Consider the following 19442-nt stretch of genomic DNA (forward strand, 5'->3'; position numbering starts at 1 on the left):
CGTTCAGCTCTCTGGCGGAGCCGTCGCAACGGGCCCGCCGACGTCCCTCCGGCCGCCCGGTCCGCACAGAGAGCACCCTGTACCCGCCATGGCCCTCAGACCCGCCCCGGCCCCCGGCCGCCCCACCGGACACCCCCTCGGCCCCCCGCCGGGGCGCCCCCCGGGCGGCGCCGCCCCGCCCCCACGCGCGACAGCCCCTCCCATGGAACTCCCCTCGGTGCACGGCGCGCTCCTCTGCGTGGCCCTGCCCGCCCTCGCTGTCTGCCCCGAACACGGCCAGCTCACCGGCGACGGACCCGACGGCGTGTACGCGGCGGGCAGACGGCTCCTCTCACGGTGCGTCCTCCGGGTGGCGGGACGGGAGCCCGTCGCCCTCCAGGGCCGGATGGCGACGGCGGACCGCGCGGTCTTCACCGGTGTCCTGCGCGCCCCCGGAGCACCCGGACCCGACCCCGGCATCACCGTCGAACGCACCCGGAGCGCCGACGGGACCGAGCGCATCACCCTGCGCAGCGCCGTCCTCCGCCCCCTCCGGCTCCCGGTGGAAATCGCGCTGGGCACGGATCTCGCCGACCTGGGCGCGGTGGCGTCCGGACGGCACCGACCCGAACTCCCCGCGACCGTGCACGGCACCGGACTGCGCTGGACGGGAGCCGACGGACGGTCGGTCGCCGTCACGGCGGACCCGCCGCCCATGGACGCCCTGGCGGCGGCCGGAGTCCTGCGCTGGGAGGCCGAACTGGCCCCGGGAGCCGCGTTCACCGTCCGGCTGCGGCTGCGCGAGGAGTCCGGCCGGTCCACCGGAGCACCAGGAGCGGGCACCGGACGACCCGGCGGACACCTCTTCGCCGAGGCCCGCGCCGAGAGTGACGACCCGCGCCCCGGAGAGCTGCTGCGGACCTCCGTCGAAGACCTGCGGGCCCTGCTCCAGCGCGACCCCGCCCACCCGGCGGACGTCCACCTCGCGGCCGGGGTCCCCTGGCGCTGCGGACCGGTCACCGCCGAGGCCCTCTGGGCCGCGCGCATGGCGCTCCCCCTGGGAACCCGGCTCGCCGCCACCACCCTCCGCGCCCTCGGACGCACCCAGATCCCCGGAGAAGGACCGGACTCCGGACGTGTCCAGGGCCCCCTCAGGGACGCGGGCCCCTACCTCCCGCCCCGCTGTACGGGCATCGAGTCCACCCTCGCCTTCCCCGCCGTGCTCGCGGAGGCCCGCCGATGGGGACTCCCGGCCGCGGATCTGGAGGAGCTGCTGCCGGTGGCGGAGCGGTGCCTCGACTGGCTGCGCCGTGCGACGGGCGGGAGCGGCCTGGTGCCGGATCCGGGCCCTGGTGGCCCCTGGCGGGCCGAGACCCAGGCCCACGCGCACCGCGCGGCCCTCCTCGGCGCGGACCTGCTCGACGCGTGCGACCGGCCGGGAGGGGACGCGCTGCGGGAGACGGCGGGGAGACTGCGCGAGCGGTTCCGGCACGAGTTCTGGCTCGACGACCCGGCCGGGGGACGCCCCGTCGCGGCCCGCACGCCCGAGGGCCGGACCTGGAACCAGCTGGGCGGCTGGGCCGCGCATCTGCTCGACACCGGACTGCTCGGCGGCGGCCGGTACGCGCCTGGCCTCCTCGACGAGACCCGGACCGGCCAGGTGGCCCGACTGCTCGGCACTCCCGCCCTCGACTCCGGCTGGGGCCTGCGCGGTCTGGGGACCAAGGAGCCGGGCCACAACCCCTTCGGACACCGGGCGGGCGCGGTACGCGTCCACGAGACGGCGGTCGCCGTGGCCGGGCTCGCCGCCGCCGGACACGAGAAGGAAGCCGCCTCGCTGCTGCGCGGGCTGCTCGACGCGGCGGAGACGTTCGGCCGCCGGCTGCCCGAGATGTACGCGGGGGAGCAGCGTACGGCGGGCGCACGGCCGGTACCGCACCCGGCGGCCTGCCGACCGGCGGCCGTCGCGGCGGCCGGTGCGGTGCACGCCCTGCTGGCCCTCGCCGGAATCCGGCCCGACGCCCCGGGCCGGTCCGTGTCGACGCATCCGATGCGGTCCGCCCCCTGGGGCGCGATCCGCTTCTCGGGGCTCGTGGTCGCGGGGGAACCCTTCGCCGTACGCGTGGGCCGACTGGGCCTCGGAATGGTCGAGGAGGCCGCCGAGGGCCTTCAGCTGGGGGTGTGAGGGAATGCCGGGAACGGACATGAGACAGGCCTCGGGGCCCGGTGAGGAAGTCCTCGCCGGTGCCTCCACCAGGCGTGTTTATCGTCAGGAAGACGACTATGATCGGCGCATGTCTCCCTACGACCCGTCGGCTTTTCCGCCCTTCGCCGTCACCGTCGATCTGGTCGTGCTCACCGTGCGGCACCACGCGCTCTGCACCCTGGTCGTGCGTCGGGGCGAGGAGCCCTACGAGGGACATTGGGCACTGCCCGGGGGCTTCGTGCGGGCCGATGAGGACCTCGGGGCCGCCGCCGCCCGCGAACTGGTGGAGGAGACCGGGCTCCGCGCCCACGACCCCGCCGCCCCGCCGCCGGTGCCGAGCAACGGCGCCCACCTGGAACAGCTCGCGACCTACGGGGCGCCCGACCGCGACCCGAGGATGCGGGTGGTGAGCGTGGCCCACCTGGCTCTCGCGCCCGACCTTCCCGCGCCGAAGGCGGGCGGAGACGCGGACAGTGCCCGCTGGGCGCCCGTCGAGGAACTGCTCGACGGCGCGGACGCAAACGGACGCACCGGAGCCACCGGAGCCGAAGAGGCCGGAGTCGGAGCCGCCGGTGCGCTCGCCTTCGACCACGGCCGGATTCTCGCCGACGGGGTGGAGCGCGCCCGTTCCAAGATCGAGTACTCCTCGCTCGCCACGGCCTTCTGCCCGCCGGAGTTCACCGTCGGAGAGCTGCGGCGCGTCTACGAGGCCGTCTGGGGAGTGTCCCTGGACCCCCGCAACTTCCACCGGAAGGTGACCGGCACGCCCGGCTTCCTCGTTCCGGCCGGAGGCACCACGACCCGTCAGGGCGGGCGCCCCGCCCAGCTCTTCAGAGCAGGTGGGGCTACCCTCCTCAACCCGCCGATGCTGCGGCCCGAAGTCTGACGGACGAGCGGATCCGGCGCCCCAAGGTACCAATCCTGCACTGAAAGTCCGAAATGTAGCGTTATCTTGCTGCGGTAGCGCCGCCCTGCCGCGGAGCGGTGTCACCTACCGCGAGAGAAGCGATGCTCCAGGCAATCGGACTGACCAGCCTTCCCCGCCGCGATCGCCCGGCCGCCGTGGACGATCTGACCTTCGAGGCCCGGCCGGGCGCCGTGACCGCTCTCCTGGGCCCCCGGGGCTCCGGCAAGACCACCGCTCTCCGCCTCATGCTCGAACTCGAGCCGGGCCGTGGGATCACTTACTTCCGAGGGCGTCCGCTGCACCGGATCGCCCACCCGCAGAGCGAGGTCGGCGTCCTCCTCGGAGACGTCCCCGGACACCCCTCCCGCACGCTCCGGGGGCAGCTCCGGATGCTCTGCGCCGCCACCGGAGTCCCCGCCTCACGGGCCGACGAACTGGCACGGACCGTGGGCCTCACCGGCCTGGAGCGCCGGAGGATCGGCACGCTGCCGGTCGGCGCCGACCGCCGACTCGGCATCGCCTCCGCCCTGTTGGGCGCCCCCCACACCCTGCTGCTCGACCAGCCGGGCGCCGGGCTCTCCACCTCCGAGAGCGCGTGGCTGCACGAACTGCTGCGCTCCCACGCCTCCGACGGGGGAACCGTCCTCTACACGACGGACGACCCCAAGGACGCGGCCCGCAACGCCCATCGCGTCGTCACCCTCGACCGGGGCAGACTCGTCGCCGACCAGGACGCAGTCGAGTTCGCCCGCACCCGGTTGCGCCCCCGGGTGGCGGTCCGGACCCCCCAGGCCGCCCGGCTGGCCGCCGTGGTCACCCAGGAGGCCAGGGCGGCCCGGCGTCCGGTCGAGGTCGTCGCCGAGGAGGGCAACCGGCTCTCCGTGTACGGGAGCGACTGCGCCTCCGTCGGCGACACCGCGTTCCGCCACGGCGTTCCGATCCACCGGCTCACCGCCGAGACGGGGGACGCGGGCCCCCTCCGGCGCACCTCCGGGACGACGGCCCCCGAGGTACCGGGCTCCGGTCCCGCCCCGGACCGTGCCCCCGCCGCTTCCCCGGGTGCGGGGTCCCCGCCCGCCGGTACGGGTTCGTCGGCCCGGCGGTTCTCGGCCGGGGGCGCTCCCCGAGGCGTGTCCGGCACGCGTCGGCCCGTCCGCTCGCCCCTCCGTCCGCTCCGGTACGAGCTCCACCGCCTTCTGGGAGTGCCCTCCACGCCGCTCGTCGTCGGCGGAGTCCTGCTCGTCTCCGTGACGTTCGCCCTGCTCCTCGGGCGAGGTGGCCGGGTCGCCCTGCCCGCCGTCCTGACCGGCTGGCCGGGCATCTCCCCGCTGCCGCCCGCCGCTCTCGGGGCGGGACTGCTCGGCGCCTTCTCGTTCGGCGAGGAGTACCGCCATCCCGCGCTGACCACGGGGCGGGGGGCCGTGCCCCGCAGACCCGGCCTGCTGCTGGCGAAGCTCGCGGTCTCGGCGCTCGTCGCGCTGCTCCTCGGAGTGCTCGTGGTGGTGGTGGACCTGGAGGTCCTGAGGCTCGTACACGGCGCCGAGTTGATCCCCGTACCGAAGAACGTGACCGCCCTCGCGGCGAGTTGGCTGGGGCTGCTGGTCGGGTGCGCCTGGGCCGGACTGCTCGGGGCGGGGGTGTTCCGCGCGGCGGCGGCCGGTGTGGCCGCCGTGCTCGCGGTGCCGGTCGCCCTCGTCCCGCTGCTGCAGAAGGTGCTGACGGGACCGGCGGTCCGGTCCGCCGCCGGACTCCCCGCGCGGCTGCGCGAGTTCGCGGGACCGCAGTGGTCCCCGGGGGCGGAGCGCTGGCTCGCGGGGGCGCTGCGCGTGCTGGGGCAGCCCGCCGGAGTGGCGCTCTCGCTCACGCTGACGGCGCTGTTCTGCGCCTATGTGTTCACGGGCCTTCGTCGTAAGGCCCGTTGGTGACCGTATGTGGATCGAAAAAGTCCACTCTCGCTCCAACTTCCCTGGAATATGCGCCTTATGTCCGACTAATCGTCAATTGTGTAGGGGGTGGCGATCACCCTTTCGTGTGCTTTTCACCAAAGACCTCAAGGGTCACTGAAGCAACGCCGACAAAGGATGCGTGAGTACCCTTGCGCACACCATGATGACCGCCGCCCGCCCCGTCGACTCCGGCATCGGAGCCCCGGGCGAGCTCGACCGCTACCCCTACGCGGAGGCTTCCGCCACCGGCCGTGTGGGCCCGCCCTCCTGGGAGGGGGTGGACACCGACCTGGGCCGGGTCGGTCGCCGGAGTGCCGGCAGCCGGGGCCGCGGCTTGCACGGGCAGCTCGTCCAGCAGCTCGGCCAGATGATCGTCTCCGGCGACCTCGGGGCCGACCGCCCGCTGGTCCCCGAGGAGATCGGTCAGCGGTTCGAGGTCTCGCGCACCGTCGTGCGCGAGTCGCTGCGCGTCCTGGAGGCCAAGGGGCTGGTCAGCGCCCGTCCGAACGTCGGCACCAGGGTCCGGCCCGTCAGTGACTGGAACCTCCTCGACCCCGACATCATCGAGTGGCGCGCCTTCGGCCCGCAGCGCGACGACCAGCGCCGCGAGCTGAGCGAGCTCCGCTGGACGATCGAGCCCCTGGCCGCCCGTCTCGCCGCCGGACACGGCCGGGAGGACGTTCAGCAGCGGCTCGCCGACATGGTCGAGATCATGGGGCACGCGTTCGCTCAGGGGGATGGCATCACCTTCTCCCGCGCCGACGCGGAGTTTCACTCCCTCCTCATCCAGCTGGCCGGGAACCGGATGCTGGAGCATCTCTCCGGGATCGTCGCCGCCGCGCTCCAGGTGTCCGGCGGCCCGGTCACCGGCTGCGACCGCCCCAGCGAGGCGGGCCTCTCCCATCACGCCCGGATCGTGGACGCGCTGGCCGCCGGGGACGCGCTCGGCGCCGAGACGGCCATGCGGCAGCTGCTCCTGGTCCACCCCGAGGTGGACCGCGTCGTCCCCGCTCCCCGCGAACACTGACCGCGGGCCGTGGCCGGGCGCGCGGAGGCGTGGACACCGCCCGCCGCCGGATGCGCGTGCCACCGGGGGAAGCCCGCGAGGGGTTCCCCCGGGTGGCGCCGGGATTCCGGCAGGGGGAATGTACGCTTATCTACTCCTCTGCGTCATGTGCCCCACATGAGGTGTGACTCGGGCCACGAAGATTGGGCGTAACACTCCTCCGAGCCGTGCGATGACCTAAGAGGTGACGGCCGAGGAAGGAATACAGCAGCCGATGGAGGCGCTGTGCAGTTCCGCGGTCCAACCCGCGCCGTCGACACATTCCCCGTCGACGGTCGTCGGCTCCGACCCGATCCCGGGTGGGGCCGAAAGCCGTTTCCATCGTTCCGAGAGGTTGTTCGTGTCGGCCAGCACATCCCGTACGCTCCCGCCGGAGATCGCCGAGTCCGAGTCTGTGATGGCGCTCATCGAGCGGGGAAAGGCTGATGGGCAGATCGCCGGCGATGACGTGCGTCGGGCCTTCGAGGCTGACCAGATTCCGCCAACCCAGTGGAAGAATGTTCTGCGCAGCCTCAATCAGATCCTCGAGGAAGAGGGTGTGACGCTGATGGTCAGTGCAGCGGAGTCGCCGAAGCGTGCCCGCAAGAGCGTCGCAGCGAAGAGCCCGGTCAAGCGCACCGCCACCAAGACCGTCACCGCCAGGACGACCGTGACGAAGACCACCGTCTCGGCCACGACCGTCGGCGCTGCCGAGGGCGTCGACCCTGACGAGGCCGGTTCGTCCGCCAAGAAGGCGGCCGCGAAGAAGACCGTCGCCAAGAAGACGGTGGCCAAGAAGACCGTGGCCAAGAAGGCGACGGCCAAGAAGGCCACGTCCAAGAAGGACGCCGACGACCTGGCCGAGGGCGAGGAGCTCGAGGACGTCGCGCCCGGCAAGGGCGAGGAGGAGGAGACCGAGGGCGAGAGCAAGGGCTTCGTCCTGTCCGACGAGGACGAGGACGACGCGCCGGCCCAGCAGGTCGCCGTCGCCGGTGCCACCGCCGACCCGGTCAAGGACTACCTGAAGCAGATCGGCAAGGTCCCCCTGCTCAACGCCGAGCAGGAGGTCGAGCTCGCCAAGCGCATCGAGGCCGGGCTGTTCGCCGAGGACAAGCTCGCGAACTCGGACAAGCTCGCGCCGAAGCTCAAGCGCGAGCTGGAGATCATCGCCGAGGACGGCCGCCGGGCCAAGAACCACCTCCTGGAGGCCAACCTCCGTCTGGTGGTCTCCCTGGCCAAGCGCTACACCGGCCGCGGAATGCTCTTCCTGGACCTGATCCAGGAGGGCAACCTGGGTCTGATCCGCGCGGTCGAGAAGTTCGACTACACCAAGGGCTACAAGTTCTCCACGTACGCCACCTGGTGGATCCGTCAGGCCATCACCCGCGCCATGGCCGACCAGGCCCGCACCATCCGCATCCCGGTGCACATGGTCGAGGTCATCAACAAGCTCGCCCGTGTGCAGCGCCAGATGCTCCAGGACCTGGGCCGCGAGCCCACCCCGGAGGAGCTGGCCAAGGAACTCGACATGACCCCCGAGAAGGTCATCGAGGTCCAGAAGTACGGTCGTGAGCCGATCTCCCTCCACACCCCGCTGGGTGAGGACGGAGACAGCGAGTTCGGTGACCTGATCGAGGACTCCGAGGCGGTCGTCCCGGCCGACGCGGTGAGCTTCACGCTCCTCCAGGAGCAGCTGCACTCCGTCCTCGACACCCTCTCCGAGCGAGAGGCGGGCGTCGTCTCGATGCGCTTCGGCCTCACCGACGGCCAGCCGAAGACGCTGGACGAGATCGGCAAGGTCTACGGCGTGACCCGTGAGCGGATCCGTCAGATCGAGTCGAAGACGATGTCGAAGCTGCGCCACCCGTCGCGCTCGCAGGTGCTGCGCGACTACCTCGACTGATCCGTCCCGCCATCGGCGAGGCACGGAGCGGTACGCGGAAGGGCCCGGTTCCCCCAGGGGAGCCGGGCCCTCCGGCTGTCCGCGCGGGTGCACGGCGCGGGCGCGTGGTGGACGCTGGGTGAAGCGACATCACCGGAGAGTCAGGAGATTCCATGCGCGGTTCCCTCCCCCGAGCCTTGACGGGCGCCCTGGGCGTGATCGCCGTGGCGGCCGGGCAATTCGCCTCCGCCGCCCCCGTCGCAGCCGACAGCGTCGTGGTGGGGGGCCGTGAGGCCCAGATCACGGAGGCGCCGTGGGTCGTGGCGCTCTCCAGCCGTGACCGGTTCGGAGGTACGCGCGCGGGGCAGTTCTGCGGAGGCGTGGTCGTCGCCCCGACCAAGGTGCTCACAGCGGCCCACTGTGTGGGCCGTGAGGCGCTCGGCGGTGAGCCGTGGGAGGTACGTGACCTCGTGGCCATCGCGGGCCGTACGGCGCTGCGCGGGCAGGGCGGCGAGGAGGTCCGGATCTCGGACACCTGGGTGAACCCGGACTACGACCCGACGACCAACGCGGGCGATCTCGCGGTGCTGACGCTGGCGAGCCCGCTGCCGCAGTCCTACGCGATCGGCGTCGCCCGTGAGGGGGACATGGCGGAGACACCGGGCACCGAGGCCGATGTGTACGGCTGGGGGGACACGAGCGGCGACGGGGCCTACTCCTCCACCCTGCGGACGGCGCGCGTGCAGGTGCTGCCGGACAGGGCGTGCGAACGGGCGTACCCGGACGGCTCCGGCGCCGGGTACCAGAGCCGGACGATGCTGTGTGCGGGTGACCCGCAGGGCGGCAAGGACGCCTGCCAGGGCGACAGCGGCGGGCCGCTGGTGGCCCGGGGCGTGCTCATCGGCCTGGTGTCCTGGGGGAACGGCTGCGGGCAGGCGGAGAACCCCGGGGTGTACACGCGGGTCTCGGCGGTGCTTCCGGCGCACTTCTGAGCGCTTCGGCCGGGCAACCTCGAAGGGGTGCTCTGCCGGGGCGGACACGAGAGCGGGCGGTCACCCCCCTGGAACTTCGGGGGTGGCCGCCCACCGTCCGGTCATTGGCCGGATCTGAGCTCGTCGTGGTTGCGAAGCGTCAGTGCTCGTCGCCCACCGTGCGGGCCGGCGCATCCGTCAGCCGGTCCGTCTCATCCTGTATCTCAACGGCGATCTTCTTGAGTTCCGGCTCGAACTTGCGGCCGTGATGGGCGCAGAAGAGCAAGTCACCTCCGCTGGTCAGGACGACACGCAGGTATGCCTGGGCGCCGCAGCGGTCGCAACGGTCAGCGGCCGTCAGGGGGCTCGCGGGGGTCAGAACAGTAGTCACGTCGCCTCTTCTCTAGCTCGACGAGCTGTCGTACCAGGGTCAACATCCAACCAGGCCGAAAACGTTCCCGCTCGCGGCTTTTCCTCGAAACTTCTTCTTAGGTGGCTGTTTGCTGCCGGTTGGCGGCGAATGAGCCGTATTGCTTCGCTCTACGGATTTCGCGTTGCTTGTGTGGGTCGGCCCTCCCGGCGTGGTTGCCGGTTGTTCATGAGGACGTGCCCGGAGCCTAAATGGTTCATGCCTGGAAGGGAACGTGATGTTCGCGTCACCCGATCGAGGTATCGAACATTCATGCGACTCTGGACTAGCATGAGGAATCGGGGTGGGTGGCGTGACAACGGCTCTACCAGGCATCGGTACCCTCTGACCCGTGACCGACGCCGGGCCCTACCCCACGGGGCCCGATTCTAAATTCAGCGAGGAGCGAACCGCGTGACCGCCGAAACGTCCGTGCCATCCAGTGCGCTGCTGACCGCAGACCGTGACGCTTCCAACTACACCGCGCGGCACCTGCTCGTACTCGAAGGGCTCGAAGCGGTCCGCAAGCGCCCCGGCATGTACATCGGGTCGACCGACAGCCGCGGCCTGATGCACTGCATCTGGGAGATCATCGACAACTCCGTCGACGAGGCCCTCGGAGGCTTCTGCGACCACATCGACGTCATCCTCCACGAGGACGGCTCCGTCGAGGTCCGGGACAACGGCCGTGGCATCCCGGTCGACGTCGAACCGAAGACCGGCCTCTCCGGTGTCGAGGTCGTCATGACCAAGCTGCACGCCGGCGGCAAGTTCGGCGGCGGGTCGTACGCGGCCTCCGGCGGTCTGCACGGTGTCGGCGCCTCCGTGGTCAACGCCCTGTCGGCGCGCCTCGACGTCGAGGTCGACCGGAACAGCGCCACCCACACCATCAGCTTCCGCCGAGGCGTCCCCGGCGTCTTCACCGAGCAGGGCCCCGACAGCCCCTTCGACCCGGGCAACGGCCTCCGCAAGGGCAAGCGCGTGCCCAAGAACCGCACCGGCACGCGCGTGCGCTACTGGGCCGACCGGCAGATCTTCCTCAAGGACGCCAAGCTGTCCCTGGAGACGCTGTACCAGCGCGCCAGGCAGACCGCCTTCCTCGTGCCCGGCCTCACCATCGTCGTCCGCGACGAGCGGGACCTCGCGGGCATCGGCAAGAGCGAGGAGACGTTCCGCTTCGACGGCGGCATCAGCGAGTTCTGCGAGTACCTCGCGCAGGACAAGGCCGTCTGTGACATCCAGCGCCTCACCGGACAGGGCACCTTCAAGGAGACCGTGCCCGTCCTCGACGAGCGCGGGCACATGACCCCGACCGAGGTCACCCGCGAGCTGGCCGTCGACATCGCCCTCCGCTGGGGCACCGGCTACGACACCAACGTCAAGTCCTTCGTCAACATCATCGCCACCCCCAAGGGCGGCACCCACGTCTCGGGCTTCGAGCAGGCCATCACCAAGACGGTGAACGAGGTGCTGCGCTCCGCCAAGATGCTGCGCGTCGCCGAGGACGACATCGTCAAGGACGACGCCCTCGAAGGGCTCACGGCCGTCGTGACGGTCCGCCTCGCCGAGCCGCAGTTCGAGGGCCAGACCAAGGAGGTCCTCGGTACGTCCGCCGCTCGGCGGATCGTGGCGAACGTGGTCACCAAGGAGCTGAAGGCCTTCCTCACCTCGACCAAGCGGGACGCCAAGGCGCAGGCCCGCGCCGTCCTGGAGAAGGCCGTCGCGGCGGCCCGCACCCGGATCGCGGCGCGCCAGCACAAGGACGCGCAGCGCCGGAAGACCGCGCTGGAGTCCTCCTCGCTCCCGGCGAAGCTGGCCGACTGCCGCAGCGACGACGTGGAGCGCAGCGAGCTCTTCATCGTCGAGGGCGACTCCGCCCTCGGTACGGCCAAGCTCGCCCGCAACAGCGAGTTCCAGGCGCTCCTGCCGATCCGGGGCAAGATCCTCAACGTGCAGAAGTCGTCCGTCTCGGACATGCTCAAGAACGCCGAGTGCGGCGCGATCATCCAGGTCATAGGAGCGGGCTCGGGCCGCACCTTCGACATCGACGCGGCCCGTTACGGGAAGATCGTCCTCCTGGTCGACGCCGACGTCGACGGCGCGCACATCCGCTGCCTGCTGCTGACGCTCTTCCAGCGGTACATGCGGCCCATGGTCGAGGCCGGGCGGGTCTTCGCCGCCGTGCCCCCGCTGCACCGCATCGAGCTGGTCCAGCCCAAGAAGGGCCAGGACAAGTACGTCTACACGTACTCGGACAACGAGCTGCGGCAGACCCTGCTGGAGTTCCAGCGCAAGGGGGTCCGCTACAAGGACTCCATCCAGCGGTACAAGGGTCTCGGCGAGATGGACGCCGACCAGCTCGCGGAGACCACGATGGACCCCCGCCACCGCACCCTGCGCCGGATCAACATCGGCGATCTGGACGCGGCGGAGCAGGTCTTCGACCTCCTGATGGGCAATGACGTGGCGCCCCGCAAGGAGTTCATCACCGGCTCGGCGGCCACCCTCGACCGCTCGCGCATCGACGCCTGAGGGCCTCCACCCGCGGGTGGAGCCGGACGCTCCACCCACGGGCCGATCACACCGCTGTCGACTCTCCGTAGCATGGCCATGACGGAGGGGGACGGATCATGGTGGAAACGCTCGACCGGGAATCGACGGGGAACGGGCTGGTCAGAGGTGCTCTCTGGGGAGCCTGGCCGTCGCGCGAGGCGCTCACCCGGGTCGGTGTGCCCCGAGGGCGCGTCGTCCTCGACCACTTCCTGATCGCGGCCCTGAGCGTCTGGGTGCTGGCCGGCTGTTACACCTCGGGGGCGTTCGACGGCTGGTACGCGCCGGTGCCTCCGATCGCCTTCGGGCTCTGCGTGGTGGCGGCGCTCGGCTACCACCGCACGACCTTCGACCACCGGGCGGCGGCGTCGCTTGGCCTGCTCGCGGTCATGGCCCTCTGCGGTCTGGGGGCCTACGCGGCCGGAGCGCCGACCTCGGCGACCGTGTTGTGGATAGTGGTCTCGGTCATGGCGATGGGACGGCTGCCGCTCCGGATGGGCCTGGCCGTCGTGGCGGTGCTCGTCACCGGCTTCGTCGAGGCGGACGAGACCGGATTGCTCGGTGCGGGCGTCACCACGGCGGCCGTGCTCCTCGCGGGGTACTCGCTCCGGCTGGACGCCCAGGCCAGAGGCGCGGGGTTCCAACTGCTGGCCCAGGAACGGCTCGCACGGGAGGCCGAGGCCGCGTCGGCGGCCCTCGCCGAGCGGGCCAGGATCGCCAGAGAGATACACGACGTGCTCGCCCACAGCCTCTCCGCGCAGATGGTGCACCTGGAAGTCGCCCGGCTCAAGATCGAGTCGGGGGCGGAGCGGGCGGAGATACTCAAGCTTGTGACCTCCGCGCGCGCCATGGCCAGGGAGGGCCTCGCGGAGACCCGTCACGCGCTGTCCGCGCTGCGTGGGGACATGGTGCCCGTCGAGGACTACCTGCGGGATCTGGCGCGGGAGGGCCGGACCTTGGTCGAGGTCACGGGGGAGCACCGGGAACTGCCCGCAGAGGCCTCCCAGGCGGTGCGGAGGGTGGCGCAGGAAGCCCTCACCAATGTGCGCAAGCACGCCCCCGGAGCCCGGACGCGGATCCTGCTCGCCTACGAGACGGACCGGATCTCCTTGGAGATACGCGATTCAGGACCACCGCCGACGGTGGCGGACGACGAGGACGGGGGCAGGTGTGGCGGGGACGGAGGCGACGGGGGTGGGCTCGGGCTCGGTTCCTCCGGCTCCGGGTACGGGTTGCGCGGTATGAGGGAGCGCGCCGAACTGCTCGGGGGCAGCCTGGACGCGGGGCCCGAGGGGGCCGGGTTCGCGGTGCGGCTGCGGGTGCCGGCATGAGCGCCACGGAGCGGGCCGACGGCAGCCGGGCGGAGACGCCCGGACGGGAGGGCGCGGCCGTCCCCGCACTGCGGGTGGTCGTCGCCGACGACCAGGCCGTCGTACGGGAGGGGATCGTGATGCTGCTGGGGCTGCTCCCCGGGGTGGAGGTCGTGGGGGCGGCGCGGGACGGCGAGGAGGCCGTCGCGCTCACCTCCGAGCTCAAGCCCGACGTGGTCCTGATGGACCTGAGGATGCCCCGGTGCGACGGGGTCGAGGCCACCCGCAGGATCCATGAGCGGCACCCGGGGACGGAGGTCGTCGTGCTCACCACGTACGCCGACGACGACTCGCTGTTCCCCGCGCTGCGGGCCGGTGCGCGGGGCTATCTCACCAAGGACGCGGGAGGGGAGGAGATCCTGCGGGCGCTGCGGGACGTGACCGACGGACGGGCCGGGCTCTCGCCCACCGTGCAGCGGCGGCTGATCGAGCAGCTCCTGGAGGCCCCGGCGGGGCCGTCCGTTCCCCAGGCGGAAGGGCTGACCGAACGGGAGACGGAGGTGATCGCGCTGGTCGCGGACGGACTCTCCAACCAGGAGATCGCGAGCAGACTGCGGATCTCGACGGCGACCGTGAAGACCCACATCAACAACCTCTTCGCGAAGACCGGAGTGAGGGACCGGGCGCAGGCGGTGCGATATGCATATCAGCACGGTCTGGTCAGGCCTCCTGGGGGAGGAGTCACCTGATGGGGTGAAGACGGGGGGAGAAGAGTCCGGGATGTTCCCGCTCTGTCCATCCTTGGCACGCGGCCGAAACGGTTCGCTGGCGAGGAGAGTTGGTCGGTGGAGCAGGTGGACGAACAGGAGGGGCTCGACGCTTCGGCGGTACGGGTCGAGGACACCCCCTGGTACGAGGCGACGGCCCCCGGCCGGGGCGAGCCGTCGAGCGGCACCGGGATGCCCGGTGGGGTCGGTCCGGGACGACCGGACACGGTGCCGGGGCAGCGGGTCCACGGTGCGGCGGAGATCTATCTGGAGGTCCAGCGGAGTCCCGCCTTCCAGGAAGTCCGGGGACGCTACCGAAGGTTCGCCTTTCCTGCGACCGCCGCGTTCCTCCTCTGGTACCTCGCCTATGTGGTGGCGGCGACCGTCGCGCCGGGGCTGATGGCCCGGCCGCTCGTCGGGGTGGTGAACGTGGCGATGGCCGCCGGACTGGGGCAGTTCCTCACCACCTTCCTGCTGACCTGGGCCTACGCGCGGCACGCGCGGCTCCGCAGGGACCGGGCGGCGCTCCAACTGCGCTGGGACACACAGGAGATGACGAGAGGAGCGACGCGGTCGTGATCCGTGACCACCAGACCCTGGCGATCGTGCTGTTCAGTGTCTTCGTCGCCGTCACCCTGGGCATCACCACCTGGGTGAGCCGACACCGGCGCGGCTCGGTGGAGGAGTTCTACGCGGGGGGCAGGCTGTTCTCGCCCCTGGAGAACGGGTTCGCCATCGCGGGCGACTACATGTCGGCCGCCTCGTTCCTCGGGATCTCCGGGCTGATCGCGCTCTACGGCTACGACGGGATGCTGTACTCCGTAGGCTTCCTCGTCGCCTGGCTCGTCGTGCTGCTGCTCGTGGCCGAACTCGTGCGGAACTGCGGGCGGTTCACGCTCGCCGACGTCGTCGCCGCGCGGATGGCCGAACGGCCGGTGCGGATCGCCGCCGGAACGTCCTCGGTGGCCGTCTCCGTGTTCTATCTCGTCGCCCAGATGGTGGGCGCGGGAAGCCTGGTCGCGCTGCTCCTCGGCGGGACCGGCGAGGCGGCCCGGTCCTGGACGGTCGTCGGCGTGGGCGCGCTGATGGTGGTCTACGTGTCGCTCGGCGGTATGCGGGCCACCACCTGGATCCAGATCGTCAAGGCGGTCCTGCTCATGGCCGGGACGATCGCGCTCACCGTCCTCGTCCTGCTCCGCTTCCACGGCGACGTGAACCGACTGCTGTCCACCGCCGCCGAACGCAGCGGCCACGGAATCGACTTCCTCGCGCCGGGACTGCGCTACGGCGGGGACTGGACGGCCCGGCTGGACTTCATCAGCCTCGGGCTCGCCCTGGTGCTCGGCACGGCGGGGCTGCCGCACATCCTGTCCCGCTTCTACACCGTGCCCACCGCGCGGGCCGCCCGCCGGTCGGTCGTCTGGTCCATCGGGCTCATCGGGAGCTTCTACCTGATGACCATCGTGCTCGGCTTCGGGGCGGCGGCCCTGATCGGCTCCGACGAGGTCCGCGCGTCCAACGCGTCGGGCAACACGGCCGTACCGCTGCTCGCCCTCGACCTCGGCGGGGGAGCGGGGTCCACCGGCGGCGCCGTGCTCTTCGCGGTGGTGGCCGCCGTCGCGTTCGCCACCATCCTCGCCGTCGTCGCGGGGATCACTCTCGCCTCCTCGGCCTCCGTGGCCCACGACCTCTACGCCTCGCTGCGTCGTCGGCGCGGGAAGCCGTACGGCGAGGTGACCGTGGCGCGGTTCGCGGCGGCGGGCATCGGCGCCGCCGCCATCGGTCTCGGGCTGCTCGCCCGTGACCTCAACGTGGCCTTCCTCGTCGGCCTGGCCTTCGCGGTGGCGGCCTCCGCCAATCTGCCGGTGCTGCTCTACTCGCTGTTCTGGCGGAAGTTCACCACTCGGGGCGCGGTCTGGTCGGTGTACGGCGGGCTGGTTCCCGCTGTGCTGCTCGTACTGTTCTCGCCGGTGGTCTCCGGCGGCCCCGAATCGCTGTTCCCCGGTGCGGACTTCCATCTGTTCCCGCTCCAGAACCCCGGCCTGGTCTCGATCCCGCTCGGATTCCTCGCGGGCTGGATCGGGACGGTCCTGTCGCCGGAGCCGCCCGACGAGGCGCGGCACGCCGAGACCGAGGTGAGATCGCTGACCGGAGCGGGGGCCGTCTGACGGACCCGGCCGTGCTGTCGGCCGGGTCCCGGTCACGCCACCCGTGGACCACCCGGCAGGGCGGGCGCGCCGCCCCATGGCGCCCGGCCGGGCGCGCAGCCTCCGGCCGGTGGAGCACCGTTCCCGTCAGGCGTGGGCCCGTTTCAGCCGGTGGCGGGTGGGGAGGCGGCCCAGGCGTACCGGTGTTCGGGGCGGCCGGTCTCGCCGTATCGGAGCGAGAGACGCACACGGCCGGTGCGTTCGAGGAGCTTCAGATAGCGCTGGGCCGTCTGTCGGCTGACGCCCGAGCGTTCGGCTATCTCCTGCGCGGAGAGCGGGCCCTCGGCGGCGAGGAGGACCTGCCGGACCAGTTCCGCCGTGGTGGGGGAGTGCCCCTTGGGCAGGTCGGGGGCGACGGAGCCCGCCGACAGGACGCCGAAGATCCGGTCCACCTCGGCCTGCTCCGCCTCGCCGCCGCTCTCCAGGGTCCGGCGGAGCGTCGCGTACGCCTCCAGCTTGGCGCGCAGTCCGGCGAAGTTGAACGGCTTCACCAGGTACTGCAGGGCGCCGTGCCGCATCGCCGCCTGCACGGTGGCGATGTCACGGGCCGCCGTCACCATGATCACGTCGCACTGGTGTCCGCGCGCGCGGAGCTCCCGTACGGCCGCGAGTCCGTTCTCGTCCGGCAGGTAGTGGTCCAGGAGGATCAGGTCCACCGGCTGACCGTCGAGGGCGGCGAGCGCCTCCGCGGTCGAGTGGGCGGTGGCGGCGACCCGGAAGCCGGGCGTCTTGGTGACATAGGCGGCGTTGATCCGGGCGACCAAGACGTCGTCGTCCACCACGAGCACGTCGATCATCGTGTCTCCTCCACGGGCTCCGTCGCCGCGCCGTCGGGCCAGGTGGCCGGTCCGGTCGGGGCGTTCGGATCGATCGGGGTGCCGGGCCGGGGCGGACCGTGCGGCCGGATCCGGTCGGCCGGGTCGGTCGGGTCGGCCGGGGAGTACCGCCCGGTCGGCGAGTGACGCCCGGTCAGGAGGTCGTGTGCGGTCGGAGAGTGATCCCCGGTCCGGGAGTCGGGTTCGGTCAGGACGTCCGGGAGGACGACGGTGAACGCGGCTCCGCCTTCGGGCCCGTCGGCCACCCCGGCGGAGCCGCCCCGCCGCTCCGCCAGCCGACGGACCAGGGGCAGTCCGATGCCCCGCTTGCCGTGGGACGGGAGGGCCTTCGTCGTCCAGCCCTCGGTGAAGATCAGCTCCCGGTGCTCCGCCGGGACGCCCGGACCACTGTCCGTGACCCGCAGCACGACCGTACGGCCCTCGGCGCGGAAGGCGATGTCGATCCGGGCGTCATGGGTGCCCGCGACGGCGTCCAGGGCGTTGTCGACCAGATTGCCGACGACGGTGACCAGCTCGCGGGGCTCGACGAGCCGGTCGGGCAGCAGCGCGTCGGGGGTGAGCCGCAGGGAGACGCCCCGCTCGGCGGCGACGGTGCCCTTGCCGACCAGGAGCGCCGCGAGCAGCGGATCGTGGACCTTCTCCGTGACCTGCTCGGCGGTGGCCCGGTGCACCCCGACGACCTCGGTGACGAACTCGACGGCCTCCTCGTGCATCTCCAGTTCGAGGAGGCCGAGAAGGGTGTGCATCCGGTTGGCGTGTTCATGGTCCTGGGCACGGAGGGCGTCGATCAGGCCCCGGGTGGAGTCCAGCTCGCGTCCGAGCCGTTCCAGTTCGGTGCGGTCGCGGAGAGTCGCCACCGCGCCGCCGTCGTCCGTCGGCATCCGGTTGGCGATCAGTACCCGCTGGCCCCGCACCGTGAGCAGGTCCTCGCCCGTCACCCGGCCCGCGAGGACGTCGGCGGTACGGCCGTCGCCGAGGAGTTCGTCGAGCGGCCGTCCCTTCGCCTCGGGGCCGAGCCCGAGCAGTCGCTGGGCCTCGTCGTTGATGAGCCGTACCGAGCCGCGCTTGTCCAGGGCCACGACCCCCTCGCGGATGCTGTGCAGCATCGCCTCGCGTTCCGCGAGCAGTGCGGAGATATCGGAGAAGGCCAGGTCATGGGTCTGCCGCTGGAGGCGCCGGGAGATCAGATACGCGGCCAGGGCGCCGACGGCGAGCGCCCCGCCCGCGTAGGCCAGGAGCCCGGGGACGGCGGCCACGACCCGGTCGCGGACGCTCTCGTACGCGATGCCGACCGAGACCGCGCCGACGATCCGCCCGTCCGCGTCGCGCAGCGGCGTCTTGCCGCGTGCCGAACGGCCCAGGGTGCCGCTGTCGATCTCCATCACCTCGTGCCCGGCGAGAACGTCGCTCGGGTCGGTGGAGACGCGCCGGCCGATCTCACCGGGGTCGGTGTGCGACCAGCGCACCCCCCGGGTGTCCATGACCACGACGTACTCGGCGCCGGTGGCGTTCCGGATGCGTTCGGCCTCCCTCTGCACCGGGCCGAGCGCGGACGCCGGTGTGCCGGTCAGATCGGCGGCGAGCCCGGGAGACGCGGTGGTCCCGGCGATGGCCAGGGCCCTTCGCATCGCCTGGTCGTCGAGGAGGGCGCTCAGCGGCGCCAGGAAGAGCCCCGTCGCGAGCACGGTCACACCGGTGGCGATGAACAACTGCATCAGCAGGACCTGCGAGAACACCCGCCGGGGCCAGCCGAACCGCCGTGGGCGCGTCCGGGGGCGCGGAGGGGTGGTCTGTGCGGGGCTCATGCCGGAAACGGTAAGCGGACACGCCCCGGGACCGGAAACGCGTCCGAGGCGGAACGGGGGCGCGGGGCGGAGACACGGGTCACAAGGCCCGCCCTATCGGGGGGTGCCCAGGGGCGGAAGTGGGGTTCCGGGCCGGTTCCGGGCGGAGCGGAGCGGGTGCTGCGTTCAGCCGGGGCGGGGAGGTGGGGCCCGGGAGTACGTCCCCGGGGCGGGGAGCAGGCCCCCGGGCGGGGAGGAGGGCCCCTGGCCGGTTCGGGGGCCGCCCGAGGCAGCCGTACGTTCCTCGGGGGCGAGGGGCCCGTCGGGCCCGCCAGCCTGTCAGTACGGGATGCCTTGTGCCTACTGGCGAGGAGCAGGCACAGAGGGCGGGAGTGGGCCTGAGGGAGGGCAGGAGGTTCTGGAAGCGGGGGACGGGCCCTCCAAGGCCCGGGAGACCTCGGCCCTATCGGCGAGGTCCGGCGAGGTCCGGCGAGGTCCGGCGAGGTCCGGCGAGGTCCGGCGAGGTCCGGCGAGGTCCGGCGAGGTCCGGCGAGGACCGGCGAGGACCGGCGAGGACCGGCGAGGACCGGCGAGGACCGGCGAGGACCGGCGAGGACCGGCGAGGACCGGCGAGGACCGGCGA

Annotated in this window: 14 protein-coding genes and 1 pseudogene; 11 read left to right on the forward strand and 4 right to left on the reverse strand. The window is 72.2% G+C overall.

Features of this window, described 5'->3' with window-relative positions:
* The first annotated feature begins 88 nt into the window (after positions 1-88).
* The 6 genes from ACFXGN_RS25255 (at position 89) to ACFXGN_RS25280 (ending at position 8957) form a co-directional block, all read left to right on the forward strand.
* Positions 89-2164 carry a glycogen debranching N-terminal domain-containing protein gene (locus ACFXGN_RS25255; protein ID WP_384863278.1) on the forward strand — a complete coding sequence of 692 codons (2076 nt, stop codon included), beginning with the start codon at positions 89-91 and terminating at the stop codon, positions 2162-2164.
* Between the two features lie 109 nt (positions 2165-2273).
* Entirely contained in the window at positions 2274-3071 is a 798-nt protein-coding gene (locus ACFXGN_RS25260; protein WP_384863281.1) for an NUDIX domain-containing protein, read from the forward strand.
* Between the two features lie 122 nt (positions 3072-3193).
* Entirely contained in the window at positions 3194-5017 is a 1824-nt protein-coding gene (locus ACFXGN_RS25265) for an ATP-binding cassette domain-containing protein (protein WP_384863284.1), read from the forward strand.
* Between the two features lie 160 nt (positions 5018-5177).
* Positions 5178-6065 (forward strand): FadR/GntR family transcriptional regulator, encoded by an 888-nt coding sequence (locus ACFXGN_RS25270; RefSeq protein ID WP_384863286.1) that lies wholly within the window; start codon positions 5178-5180, stop codon positions 6063-6065.
* A 379-nt stretch (positions 6066-6444) separates the two neighbouring features.
* Positions 6445-7986: an RNA polymerase sigma factor gene (locus ACFXGN_RS25275; RefSeq protein ID WP_366444257.1), complete on the forward strand. Its 1542-nt coding sequence runs from the start codon at positions 6445-6447 to the stop codon at positions 7984-7986.
* A 152-nt stretch (positions 7987-8138) separates the two neighbouring features.
* A complete protein-coding gene (locus ACFXGN_RS25280) occupies positions 8139-8957 on the forward strand; it encodes a serine protease (protein ID WP_384863290.1) in 819 nt (272 codons plus the stop codon).
* A gap of 139 nt (positions 8958-9096) precedes the next feature.
* On the opposite strand, the gene ACFXGN_RS25285 is transcribed toward ACFXGN_RS25280, so the two are convergent.
* Positions 9097-9327, reverse strand: a complete 231-nt coding sequence (locus tag ACFXGN_RS25285; RefSeq protein WP_384863293.1) for a hypothetical protein — start codon at positions 9325-9327, stop codon at positions 9097-9099.
* A gap of 432 nt (positions 9328-9759) precedes the next feature.
* Between ACFXGN_RS25285 and ACFXGN_RS25290 the strand changes: the two genes are divergently transcribed.
* The 5 genes from ACFXGN_RS25290 to ACFXGN_RS25310 all read left to right on the forward strand — a co-directional run bounded on the left by ACFXGN_RS25290 (position 9760) and on the right by ACFXGN_RS25310 (position 16140).
* Positions 9760-11877: a type IIA DNA topoisomerase subunit B gene (locus ACFXGN_RS25290; RefSeq protein WP_384863296.1), complete on the forward strand. Its 2118-nt coding sequence runs from the start codon at positions 9760-9762 to the stop codon at positions 11875-11877.
* Between the two features lie 98 nt (positions 11878-11975).
* Positions 11976-13226 carry a sensor histidine kinase gene (locus ACFXGN_RS25295; RefSeq protein WP_384863299.1) on the forward strand — a complete coding sequence of 417 codons (1251 nt, stop codon included), beginning with the start codon at positions 11976-11978 and terminating at the stop codon, positions 13224-13226.
* Complete coding sequence (locus ACFXGN_RS25300; protein ID WP_384863301.1) at positions 13223-13954, forward strand: response regulator; 732 nt, start codon at positions 13223-13225, stop codon at positions 13952-13954. The genes ACFXGN_RS25295 and ACFXGN_RS25300 overlap by 4 nt, the downstream gene beginning before the upstream one ends.
* Before the next feature lie 96 nt (positions 13955-14050).
* Entirely contained in the window at positions 14051-14551 is a 501-nt protein-coding gene (locus ACFXGN_RS25305) for a DUF485 domain-containing protein (protein WP_384863304.1), read from the forward strand.
* Positions 14548-16140 (forward strand): cation acetate symporter, encoded by a 1593-nt coding sequence (locus tag ACFXGN_RS25310; protein ID WP_384863306.1) that lies wholly within the window; start codon positions 14548-14550, stop codon positions 16138-16140. Before ACFXGN_RS25305 ends, ACFXGN_RS25310 begins: the two co-directional genes overlap by 4 nt.
* Positions 16141-16283: 143 nt before the next feature.
* On the opposite strand, the gene ACFXGN_RS25315 is transcribed toward ACFXGN_RS25310, so the two are convergent.
* The 3 genes and pseudogenes from ACFXGN_RS25315 to ACFXGN_RS25325 form a co-directional block, all read right to left on the reverse strand.
* Positions 16284-16976 carry a response regulator gene (locus tag ACFXGN_RS25315; protein WP_384863309.1) on the reverse strand — a complete coding sequence of 231 codons (693 nt, stop codon included), beginning with the start codon at positions 16974-16976 and terminating at the stop codon, positions 16284-16286.
* Positions 16973-18820 (reverse strand): ATP-binding protein, encoded by a 1848-nt coding sequence (locus ACFXGN_RS25320; RefSeq protein ID WP_384863312.1) that lies wholly within the window; start codon positions 18818-18820, stop codon positions 16973-16975. The genes ACFXGN_RS25315 and ACFXGN_RS25320 overlap by 4 nt, the downstream gene beginning before the upstream one ends.
* A 442-nt stretch (positions 18821-19262) precedes the next feature.
* Positions 19263-19442 (reverse strand): annotated as a pseudogene (locus tag ACFXGN_RS25325) (hypothetical protein); the annotation flags it as partial.

The organism is Streptomyces sp. NPDC059247, assembly GCF_042754005.1.
Classification (GTDB): domain Bacteria; phylum Actinomycetota; class Actinomycetes; order Streptomycetales; family Streptomycetaceae; genus Streptomyces.

Excerpts from the sequence above, each read along its gene's own strand:
- ACFXGN_RS25255 (WP_384863278.1), top strand. The coding sequence starts at position 89 with ATGGCCCTCAGACCCGCCCCGGCCCCCGGCCGCCCCACCGGACACCCC.
- ACFXGN_RS25260 (WP_384863281.1), top strand. The coding sequence starts at position 2,274 with ATGTCTCCCTACGACCCGTCGGCTTTTCCGCCCTTCGCCGTCACCGTC.
- ACFXGN_RS25265 (WP_384863284.1), top strand. The coding sequence starts at position 3,194 with ATGCTCCAGGCAATCGGACTGACCAGCCTTCCCCGCCGCGATCGCCCG.
- ACFXGN_RS25280 (WP_384863290.1), top strand. The coding sequence starts at position 8,139 with ATGCGCGGTTCCCTCCCCCGAGCCTTGACGGGCGCCCTGGGCGTGATC.
- ACFXGN_RS25295 (WP_384863299.1), top strand. The coding sequence starts at position 11,976 with ATGGTGGAAACGCTCGACCGGGAATCGACGGGGAACGGGCTGGTCAGA.
- ACFXGN_RS25300 (WP_384863301.1), top strand. The coding sequence starts at position 13,223 with ATGAGCGCCACGGAGCGGGCCGACGGCAGCCGGGCGGAGACGCCCGGA.
- ACFXGN_RS25315 (WP_384863309.1), bottom strand. The coding sequence starts at position 16,976 with ATGATCGACGTGCTCGTGGTGGACGACGACGTCTTGGTCGCCCGGATC.
- ACFXGN_RS25320 (WP_384863312.1), bottom strand. The coding sequence starts at position 18,820 with ATGAGCCCCGCACAGACCACCCCTCCGCGCCCCCGGACGCGCCCACGG.